General features: G+C 70.2%; 6 protein-coding genes. 4 read left to right on the top strand and 2 right to left on the bottom strand.

Annotation, left to right across the window (positions count from 1 at the left end; translation table 11 throughout):
• Positions 1 to 555, bottom strand: a 555-nt coding sequence (locus tag SACSA_RS0116970; protein ID WP_019818942.1) for a DMT family transporter, incomplete at its 3' end; no start/stop codon positions are given.
• A 113-nt stretch (positions 556 to 668) separates the two neighbouring features.
• On the opposite strand from SACSA_RS0116970, the gene SACSA_RS0116965 reads away from it, so the two are divergent.
• Positions 669 to 1,391 (top strand): superoxide dismutase family protein, encoded by a 723-nt coding sequence (locus SACSA_RS0116965; RefSeq protein ID WP_019818941.1) that lies wholly within the window; start codon positions 669 to 671, stop codon positions 1,389 to 1,391.
• A gap of 561 nt (positions 1,392 to 1,952) precedes the next feature.
• Here the strand turns inward: SACSA_RS0116965 and SACSA_RS25365 are convergent.
• Complete coding sequence (locus SACSA_RS25365) at positions 1,953 to 2,390, bottom strand: hypothetical protein (protein WP_157596952.1); 438 nt, start codon at positions 2,388 to 2,390, stop codon at positions 1,953 to 1,955.
• Positions 2,391 to 2,577: 187 nt separating this feature from the next.
• Between SACSA_RS25365 and dusB the strand changes: the two genes are divergently transcribed.
• The 3 genes from dusB to SACSA_RS26330 all read left to right on the top strand — a co-directional run.
• On the top strand, positions 2,578 to 3,726 hold the full coding sequence (gene dusB / locus SACSA_RS0116955; protein WP_019818939.1) for a tRNA dihydrouridine synthase DusB: 1,149 nt from the start codon (positions 2,578 to 2,580) through the stop codon (positions 3,724 to 3,726).
• 93 nt (positions 3,727 to 3,819) lie between these two features.
• A complete protein-coding gene (locus SACSA_RS0116950) occupies positions 3,820 to 4,461 on the top strand; it encodes a winged helix-turn-helix transcriptional regulator (protein WP_019818938.1) in 642 nt (213 codons plus the stop codon).
• Between the two features lie 268 nt (positions 4,462 to 4,729).
• Positions 4,730 to 4,922 (top strand): hypothetical protein (locus SACSA_RS26330; RefSeq protein WP_048876918.1); only part of this gene is annotated, 193 nt, incomplete at its 3' end.

Raw genomic sequence — 4,922 nt, 5'->3', positions numbered from 1 at the left:
CGACACCCGGCGGCCGAGCACGGTGCCCGCCGCCCACAGTGCCGCCGCGCCGAGCGCGAGCAGCGCCGTGCGCAACGCGGCGATCCGCACGTCGAGCGGGTCGGAGAAGGCCAGCATCCACGCGCCGAGCAGTGCGGGCACCGCGAAGAGCAGGTACCCGCGCCGCAGCCGTTCCCCGAGCAGCACGAAGGCCGCCAGCATGGCGAAAAGCGGCTGCATCTTCTGCAGCACCAGCGGCGTCACCGGGTCGCCGGTCTGGAACGCCATCGTGAACAGCGCGGTCGCACCGGCCGACGCGCCACCGCCGATGACGAGCACGGCGATCCACTCACGCGGCCCACAGCGGCTCAGCGCCCGCACAGCAGGCGGGAGCAGTGGCAGCAGCACCACGGCCACGATCAGGTGTTCCCAGAACACCACGCTCGCCGCGGGCAGCTCCTCCGCGAGTGGCAGCCGCAACAAACTGTCGGTTCCCCACAGCGCCGCCGCGATGGCGACCAGCCACGTCCGGTCGGCACCACGCGCGTCCCGACCCGTTTCCGCCGTCGATGTCACGCGTCCAGGCTACGAGCCGACCCCGGTGGCGAGCCTGGTCGGACTCTGTGCCGCGCCACCTGACCGGGCGACTACTCGTTGCGATACTTGACTACTTCTGGTTAGCAGAAGACATGCGGAACCGAACGACTTCCACAGTTCTCGCCACCACGGCTCTCGTCTCCGCGCTCGCCTTCGGCGGCGCGGGAGTCGCCGGCGCGCAGCAGGACGACAACACCAGCACACCGGACAACACCAGCACACCGGACAGCACCGACCCCGGCGACTCCGCCATCCTGGACGACTCGATCGACGTCAGTGAGTCGCTGCTGGCCGAGGGCACCATGTCGATGCAGATTCCGTTCACCGCCATCACGCTCACGGCGGCCCAGGCCACGTTCCGGGAGAACGGCGCCGACAGCTCCGCGGTGACCTACCGCCCCGACCTCGTCCCGGCGGGCGCCGAGGCGAAGGTCGTCTCGGCGACGAGCCCTCTGGCCGGCACCAAGACAAAACTCACGGTCACGGGGCTGAAGCCGGAACGCGGGTACGGCGCCCACGTGCACACCGAGCCGTGTGGACCCGACCCGGCCGCCTCCGGGCCGCACTTCCAGTACCGGCAGGACCCCGACCAGCCCTCCACCGACCCCGCCTACGCCAACCCCGACAACGAGATCTGGCTCGACTTCACCACTGACAAGGCGGGCAAGGGCTCGGCGACCTCGCACGTCGACTGGACCATCCCCGACGACCGCAAGCCCGCGTCCGTCGTGCTCCACGAACACCACACCCGCACCGCCCCCGGCGAGGCGGGCGTCGCGGGCGCACGCCTGGCCTGCCTCGACGTCGCGTTCTGAGGCCGCCGACGGACCGTCCGGGTTCGGGAGCCGCGGGGCGTAACCCGGACACCACGAGCGCGGTCGGTTCCGGTCGCCGCGGGAACGGGGCCGGCGTCACCGCCGTTCAGAGGTGACGCCGGCCCAGGCAGTCCCGTTCCGACCGGCGCGGGTCAGCGTCCTGCATGCGCCTGCCGATGACTCGATCGCGCGTTCCACGCAGCCGTGCACGCCGCTCGGTTGCTGTAGTAACACCGGCCGCGTAAAGTGGGCTTCGCAAGCCCGGCCGGATCGTCTCCCTTGGGAACCCGTGCCGGGCCTTTTTCTTGCCTGCTCTACCCTGCTGCAGTGGATCCAGCCGACTACCCGGCGCTCGACGGCCACCTCACGCCCGCACGGCTTGCCCCCTACCGCCGGGCTTGCCACGGGGATGCACGCAAAGCACGGCGGCTGTACGTCTGGAACATCGAGGTAAGCGCAGCGTTCTGGGGTCCCATCAGCGGAGTCGAGGTCGCCTTCAGAAACGCTGTCCATCAAGCGCTCACGGCGCACCTCGGCCAGCCGGATTGGTGGCATGCTCCCTCACTGAATCAGGCGGACGTCGCGAAAGCGCGCGACGAAGAGGCCCGGCTCCGCAGGCAACGAGCACGCATACGCGGTGCGCCGACACCGAACCCGGACGACGTGGTCGCCGCATGACCGAGCAACGCGTTCGAGCAGAACAGGTACTGGCACACCTGCCTGCACAAGGCGTTCCCGAACTGGCACTACAAGCCGGGAAAACAAGGCAGGAAGGAGTTCGTCCGGCGGGTCGAGCTGCTCCGCAAGTTCCGCAACCGCGTCGCCCACCACGAACCCCTGTACCGTCGCAACCTCGACAAGGACCATGAGTCGCTGATCGCTATGGCTGGGTTCATCGACGACGAACTCGGTCGATTCATCAACGGCCACAGCCGTGTGCCGGACGTCCTGACCGGCCGGAACGCAGCCCTCGACCTGGGTCGATGCCGATTCTGACACGGACCTGGTCTCTTAAGCGGACTCTGACGCACCTGAGCGCCGAGCGAACCGGGAGGGTCGGTGCCGAGGAACCTGCCCCGAGCCACGGCGCGAGCGCACGGGGCCGCCGGATCATGCGGGATCGCGCGAGCCGGTGGCCGACGGTACCCGGCGGCCCGTTCGCACGCGGTCGACGTCACCGGCGACAATGGCGGGCGTGACAGCGACCCTGACCACGCCCGCGCTGCGGATCGGCCCCTACTCGGTCGACCCGCCCGTCGTGCTCGCGCCCATGGCCGGGATCACCAACGTCGCCTTCCGCAGGCTGTGCCGCGAATACGGCGCCGGCCTCTACGTCTGCGAGATGATCACGGCCCGCGCGATCGTCGAACGGCACCCCGGCACCTGGCACATGATGACCTTCGACGAGGGCGAGTATCCCCGTTCGATGCAGCTCTACGGCGTCGATCCCGCGACCATGCGGGAGGCCGTGAAGATCGTCGTCGGGGAGGGACTCGCCGATCACATCGATGCCAACTTCGGCTGTCCCGTCGCCAAGGTGACCCGCAAGGGCGGCGGCGCGGCACTGCCGTTCAAGCGCAGGTTGTTCGGTGACATCGTCCGCGCCTCCGTGGAGGCGGCCGAGCCCGCTGGCGTCCCGTTCACCGTGAAGTTCCGGGTCGGCATCGACGACGACCACCACACCTACGTGGACGCGGGCCGCATCGCCGAAGCCGAGGGCGCCGCGTCGGTCGCCCTCCACGCCCGCACCGCCGCCCAGCGCTACTCCGGCCAGGCCGACTGGTCGCACATCGCCCGGCTCAAGGAGGCGGTCACGAGCATCCCCGTGCTCGGTAACGGCGACATCTTCACCGCCGACGACGCCCTGCGCATGGTCGCCGAGACCGGCTGCGACGGCGTGGTCGTCGGGCGCGGCTGCCTCGGCAGGCCGTGGCTGTTCGGCGAGCTCGAAGCGGCCTTCCAGGGCAGGCCGATTCCCGAGGGCCCTGCGCTCGGCGAGGTGGCGCGCGTCCTGCGCAGGCACGCGGAGCTGCTGGTCGAGCACGACGGGGTGAGCAAGGCGATGCGCGACCTGCGCAAGCACATGGCCTGGTACTTCATGGGCTTTCCCGTGGGATCGGAACTGCGCCGCCGGTTCGCGATGGTGTCCTCGCCCGGCGAACTCGACGAGCTGATCGGCCTGCTGGACCACGACGCGCCGTTCCCCGCGGACGCGCTCGGGCCCCGGGGTCGCCAGGGGTCGCCCGGCAAGGTCACCCTCCCGCACGGGTGGCTGGACGATCCGGACGATCCGTGCGTGCCCGAGGGCGCGGATGTGATGCATTCCGGAGGGTGATTCCCGTCACGGAAATCCGGTCGCACCGCGCACGCGCGCTTGTCAAAAACAACCGTGGTTGTCCCGGATACACGGTGCAGTAGTATTCGCGTTATGGGCCAGCGACGTTACGGACAGTACTGCGGTCTGGCGCAGGCCGCCGACGTGCTGGGGGAACGCTGGACCCTGCTGATCGTCCGCGACCTGCTGGTGGGGCCGAAGCGCTTCACCGACCTGCGTCGCGGTCTCGGTCGCGTGCCGACGAACATCCTCTCCGCGCGGCTCAAGCGGCTGGAGGCCGAGGGCGTCGTCACCCGCCGCGTGCTGCCGAGGCCCGCCAGCTCGGTGGTGTATGAGCTGACCGCCTACGGCAGGGACCTGGAGGACGCCGTGCTCGCTCTCGGCCGGTGGGGCGCCCGCGCCCTGGGCGAGCCCGAACCGGGCGAGACCGTCACCGCCGACTCGATGATCATCGCCCTGCGCGCGGCCTTCCGTCCGGAGCGCGCCACCGACCACACGGTCCGCTTCGAGCTGCACGTCGCCGACGTGGTCCTCACCGCCGAGGTGAAGGAGGGCACCCTGCACCTCGCCGAGGGGCCCGCCGCGCACGCCGACCTGGTCGTGCGGACCGGCCCCGCCGTGCGGGCCCTGCTGAGCGGGGAGATCACCCCGGCCCGCGCGGTCGAGGACGGCCAGGTTCTGCTCCACGGCGATCCCGGCCTGCTGACCACGTTCACGACACTGTTCCAGCTCTGAGCCGCCCACGCGGGACCGCTCGTGACGCACCGTGATGGAACACGGTATGTAAGGTGGTGCGGGCCACAACCACCTGAGAAGCCGAACGGGAATCCCCTCATGGTGACCCCAGAGCGTGTCCAATCGCAACGCTCGGTAAAAAAGTCACGCCGAGGTGTCGTCGCGGGCGTCGGATATCCGTACGATAACGAACGCCGTCCACGCGACGATCACAGTAGCTGGCGTCACCAATTCCCCGGGCGGGGAACCGAGCGTGAAGGGAGCGTGCGTGTCCGACGACCACGGCACTCCCGGAGTCACCTCCCAGGCTGAGGAATGGCGGGCCCGGGCCCGGCGCAACCGGGAAGAAGCGCAACGCCGCAGACGGCGCTCCCTCGACGAGAACGGCGGCATCAGCGTGTCCGAGGTCGTCGCCCGGCACGCGGCCGAGCGCCGCGCGGCGGAGGGCGCCCAGGCCGAGC

It is taken from the genome of Saccharomonospora saliphila YIM 90502 (assembly GCF_000383795.1).
Lineage (GTDB): Bacteria > Actinomycetota > Actinomycetes > Mycobacteriales > Pseudonocardiaceae > Saccharomonospora > Saccharomonospora saliphila.
Note: the sequence above shows the minus strand (reverse complement) of the source record. Positions and strands in the feature narration are given on the sequence as shown.

Bases quoted from the DNA above. Each gene is read 5' to 3' on its own strand.
- SACSA_RS0116965 (WP_019818941.1), top strand. From the start codon at position 669: ATGCGGAACCGAACGACTTCCACAGTTCTCGCCACCACGGCTCTCGTC.
- dusB (WP_019818939.1), top strand. From the start codon at position 2,578: ATGGCGGGCGTGACAGCGACCCTGACCACGCCCGCGCTGCGGATCGGC.
- SACSA_RS0116950 (WP_019818938.1), top strand. From the start codon at position 3,820: ATGGGCCAGCGACGTTACGGACAGTACTGCGGTCTGGCGCAGGCCGCC.